Origin of the sequence: Thiolapillus sp., from assembly GCF_048562965.1 — a bacterium.
Lineage (GTDB): Bacteria > Pseudomonadota > Gammaproteobacteria > Chromatiales > Chromatiaceae > Thiolapillus > Thiolapillus brandeum_A.
Genome location: NZ_JBHNMF010000256.1, coordinates 1 through 4767 on the forward strand (window position 1 = coordinate 1; position 4767 = coordinate 4767).

At 57.6% G+C, this 4767-nt stretch carries 3 protein-coding genes and 1 pseudogene; all 4 read left to right on the plus strand.

All coding sequences use genetic code 11. The features are described from left to right. The first annotated feature begins 51 nt into the window (after positions 1 to 51). The 4 genes and pseudogenes from ACOCD2_RS12600 (at position 52) to oppB (ending at position 4744) form a co-directional block, all read left to right on the plus strand. A pseudogene (locus ACOCD2_RS12600) lies at positions 52 to 1324 on the plus strand (peptide ABC transporter substrate-binding protein). A gap of 210 nt (positions 1325 to 1534) precedes the next feature. Further along, positions 1535 to 1690 (plus strand): hypothetical protein, encoded by a 156-nt coding sequence (locus ACOCD2_RS12605; RefSeq protein ID WP_293652765.1) that lies wholly within the window; start codon positions 1535 to 1537, stop codon positions 1688 to 1690. 14 nt (positions 1691 to 1704) lie between these two features. Continuing rightward, positions 1705 to 3993: a M3 family metallopeptidase gene (locus tag ACOCD2_RS12610; protein WP_293648985.1), complete on the plus strand. Its 2289-nt coding sequence runs from the start codon at positions 1705 to 1707 to the stop codon at positions 3991 to 3993. Then, positions 3881 to 4744 (plus strand): oligopeptide ABC transporter permease OppB, encoded by an 864-nt coding sequence (gene oppB / locus ACOCD2_RS12615; protein ID WP_293674769.1) that lies wholly within the window; start codon positions 3881 to 3883, stop codon positions 4742 to 4744. The genes ACOCD2_RS12610 and oppB overlap by 113 nt, the downstream gene beginning before the upstream one ends. Positions 4745 to 4767 lie beyond the last annotated feature (23 nt).

Here is a 4767-nt window from a genome sequence, read left to right on the forward strand (position 1 = left end):
ATCGAAGCGCCGGACGGCACGGTCATCCCCGGCACTGCCGAATCCTGGGAAATCAGCGACGAGGGCAAGACCTATGTCTTTCACATCCGCAAGAATGCAAAGTGGTCCAACGGCGACCCGGTGACCGCCCATGACTTCGTCTATGGATTACGGCGCTCGGTAGACCCGGCCACGGCATCCAAGTATTCCCAGATTCTTGCGCCTATCCTCAACGCCGAGGACGTCATAGCGGGCAAACAGCCGGTAGAAAACCTTGGCGTAAAGGCGCTGGACGACTACACACTGGAAATCCGTCTCAAGGCCAGTACCCCTTAATTTCCTTGGCCTGCTGAATCATTCCAGCACCTATCCCGTGCACAGGGCCAGCGTGGAAGCCTACGGCGGCCAGTTCTCCCGTCCGGGCAAGATGGTTTCCAACGGCGCCTATGTGCTGAAAGAGTGGGTGGTTCAGTCCCACATCAAGCTGGAGCGCAACCCCAACTACTGGGACAATGACGACACGATCATCGATACCGTGTACTACTATCCTATCGAAGACCAGTCCACGGAGCTCAAACGCTACCGCGCCGGAGAAATCGACCGCACCGAAGAGGTGCCCAGTCAGCAGATCAAGTGGATCAGGAAGAATCTCGCGGACGAGCTGCAGATTTCTCCCTATCTTGGCAGCTACTATTTTGGTTTCAACCTGACCAGACCGCCTTTCAAGGACAACCTCAAGCTGCGCCGCGCCCTGTCCATGGCGATCAACCGTGAAATCATTACCGACAAAGTCATCGCCCGCGGGGAAAAACCGTTGTATTCCTGGGTACCCCCCGGTATCAGCGGCTACAAGGCAGCGCGTTTCGACTACGCCGACTGGTCACAGAAAAAGCGAGTCGAAGAAGCGCGCAGGCTGTACAAGGAAGCCGGTTATTCCCTCTCCAATCCCCTCACGGTGGAAATACGCTATAACACCAGTGAAAACCACAAGAAGCTGGCCATTGCCATCGCTGCCATGTGGAAGCAGACCCTGGGCGTGAAAACCCGGCTGGTGAATGAAGAATGGAAGGTGTTCCTGGAAAACCGCAAGCAGAAACAGGTCACTCAGGTGTTCCGCGCCGGCTGGATCGGCGACTACAACGATCCCTACAACTTCATGGAGATCCTGCACAGCAAGCATGGCCTGAACGATTCAGCCCAAGCGTGTCTTCGGCCTCGTGATAGATTTTGGGACATCCCAGCCCCAAAATCGACTCGACCTTTGACAACCTATTGGTGCCCCAGCCGTCCTGGTCACCAAGCACTACGCAACAACTTCGCAAGCTCGTTGCTGCTCCGTACTTGACTCCCATATGACTGGACGCCGCGTTCGGAGGCCTACTTTGTTTTCCCTCTGGCGCAAGGCACGCCGGAAAAACAGTGCGGCCTCGCGGCTACTGGGGTCTACCAGCCTTCGCTTCGCTCTCCATGGCTGGCAGCGTATGTCAATCCCGAGTACGATGCCCTGCTGCTGCAGGCGAGCACGGAAACCGATCCGCAGAAGCGCTTCGACATCATGCACCAGGCAGAGGAACTGGTGTTGCGGGATCATCCCGTCATGCCTATCTACTCCTATGTTTCCAGTCATCTGATCAAGCCCTGGGTGGGCAATTATGTGCCCAATGTGCTGGATCACAATTACACCAAAGACCTCTACATTCTCAAACACTAGGACAGGGACCCATCATGCGTCAGACATTACGAGCACGCTCTTTCATCATGGCAGGGAGTCTCAGCCTTCTGTGCATTACAGGTCTGGCTGACACCACCGTCCGGCAGCTTGATGATTACCACCAGGCTGCAGACAAGGCCAACGTGGTGTTTGGCCTGCCCCTCTGGGAAAAGACCCCCGCCCAGATACAGGCGACAATGGAAACGGCCATGTCCGTGGGCAACCGGCGGCTGGATGCCATCGTTGCCCTCAAGCCGGAACAGCGCACTTTCGACAACACGATAAAAGCCCTGGACTATGCCAATTTCCCCGTCTCAGCCGCGGCCAACCGCATGAGCGTCATCCAGGAAACCAGCACGTCGAAAGAGATGCGTGATATCGCCACCCAGGCCATACAGCGCCTGGAAACCTGGTTCGTGGACACCAGCTTCCGCCGCGATGTGTACGAGGCCGTGAAAGCTGTCGCCGATACCCATCCCAGCGTCAGTGGTGAAGATGCCATGTATCTCACAACCGTACTCAGGGACTACCGCCGCAATGGCATGGATCTGCCAAAGGAACAGCGCGACAGGCTGCAGATGCTGAAAAACCGGCTGAACGAACTCGGACTCAAGTTCCAGCGCAACATATCCGCCGCCAAACCGCTGGTGGAATTCACGCGGGAGGAACTCGAAGGCGTCGACGAGGATTTTCTCAACAACAAGGAAGTGCTGGGCAAGGACGGCAAGTACCGCGTGAACGCCAACGTCACCTGGCAGGTTCTCGAAGTGTTGCGCAACGCCAGGCATGAGGACACCCGCAAGCGCCTGTCCATCGCGCGTGCCAGCCGGGTGCTGAAAGAAAATACCCCCCTGTTCGTCGACATACTCAAGACCCGTGCAGAAATCGCCCGGCTGTTGGGATACGACAACTGGGCGGACTACCGCATCGAAATCAAGATGGCGAAGAACGGCAAGACCGCCTGGGATTTTCTCCAGCGGCTCAACAAGGGACTGGCACCCAAATTCAAGGAAGAACTGGAAACCTTTGCCAGGCTAAAAGCAAAAGAAACCGGTAACGCCGATGCCAGGATCAATTACTGGGATGTGGGCTACTACAAGCACCAGCTGACCAAGACCCGCTACCAGGTCGACAAAGACAAGCTCAAGGTCTATTTCGAACTGGAAAACACCCTCAACGGCATGTTCTCCATTTTCGAAGAGCTGTTCGGCATCCGCATCGAACCCGTGGAAGCCCCCTACAAATGGATCGACGACCTGCGCCTGTACGCAGTTTCCGACGCCAGCAGTGGCGCCCCCATGGGACTGATTTACATGGACATGTTTCCCCGGGACGGCAAGTACAATCACTTTGCCCAGTTCGACGTGACCCCCGCAAAGCGACTGCCCAACGGAAAATACCAGCGCCCGGTGGCCGCCCTTATCTGCAACTTTCCACCGCCGAGCAACGGCAAACCCTCATTGCTCACCTATGATAACGTGGAAACCCTGTTCCACGAGTTCGGCCACGCCCTGCACAACGTGCTGACCCAGGCAAACTACATGGAATTCTCCGGCACTTCCGTGCCCAGGGATTTCGTGGAAGCGCCTTCCCAGATGCTGGAAAACTGGGTGCGCAACAAGAAGGTGCTGGACCGCTTCGCCGTGGATTACCGCGACGGCAAGAGCAGAATCCCTACTGACGTGCTGAACAAGCTCGAAGAAGTCCGCCTGGCTACCATCGGTACCCACTACCGTGGCCAGCTGGCGTACGGGTTGCTGGACCTGACCATCCACATGACTACGGATCCCAAGGTATTCGAGAATGTCGTGGATGTCACCAACAAGGTGGTCAGCGATGTCTATCTGCCAGTGCCGCCGGGAAGCGGGCTGATCGCTTCTTTCGGTCACCTGGGTGGCGGCTACGATGCCGGCTACTACGGCTATGCCTGGGCAGATGCCATCTCTGCTGACATGGCTTCGGTATTCAAAAAAGCGCCCGGCGGCCTCATGGACAAGCCAACAGGCATGCGCCTGCGCAAGGAAATCTATGCCACTGGTGGCTCACGGGAGATCGAAGATCTCGATCCGCGCCTTCCTGCAGCGCAAGCGTTCTCTGGAGCCTTTCTTCGAGTTCATTGGCCTGAAGAAATAGATGCTGCGTTACTCCCTGAAAAGGCTGCTGGGCGCCATACCCACGCTGCTCATTCTGCTGACGCTGGCATTCTTCATGATGCGTGCCGCACCGGGCGGCCCTTTCGACACGGAGAAATCCCTGCCACCGGAGATCCAGGCCAATCTGGACAGGAAGTATCACCTGGATGAGCCCCTGATACAGCAGTATGGCCGTTACCTGCTGGATATCATGCAGGGGGATTTCGGTCCTTCCTTTCAGTACAAGGACCATTCAGTCAACGAACTCATCGCCACGGGCTTTCCGGTTTCCCTGCGTCTGGGCCTGAGCGCCATCGCCATCGCCCTGCTCATCGGCGTGGGTCTGGGAACATTGGCCGCACTGCGCCAGAACAGCGCCACGGACTACTCGGTGATGACCCTGGCCATGACCGGCATCTCCATACCCAACTTTGTGCTGGCGCCCATCCTGATCCTGATCTTCGCCGTGTACCTGGGATGGCTGCCCGCCGGTGGCTGGAACGACGGTGCATTCCGCAACACCATTTTGCCCATCATCGGACTGGCCCTGCCGCAGATCGCCTACATCTCCCGGCTCATGCGCGGCAGTATGATCGAGGTGCTGCGCAGCAACCCCATACGCACCGCCCGGGCCAAAGGTCTGCCGGAGCGGGTGGTGATTCTGCGACATGCTCTCAAGCCCGCCCTGCTGCCCGTGGTGTCTTTCCTGGGCCCCGCCACCGCGGCGGTGATCACCGGCTCGGTGGTCATCGAGCAGATCTTTGGTATCCCCGGCCTGGGGCGTTATTTCGTCCAGGGCGCCCTCAACCGCGATTACACACTGGTCATGGGGGTGGTGTTCTACGGCATCCTCATCATCCTGTTCAACTTCATCGTGGACCTGGTATACGCTCTGCTCGATCCCAAGGTGCGTTATGGATAAGCACCCTCTCCCCAAACCCCTCT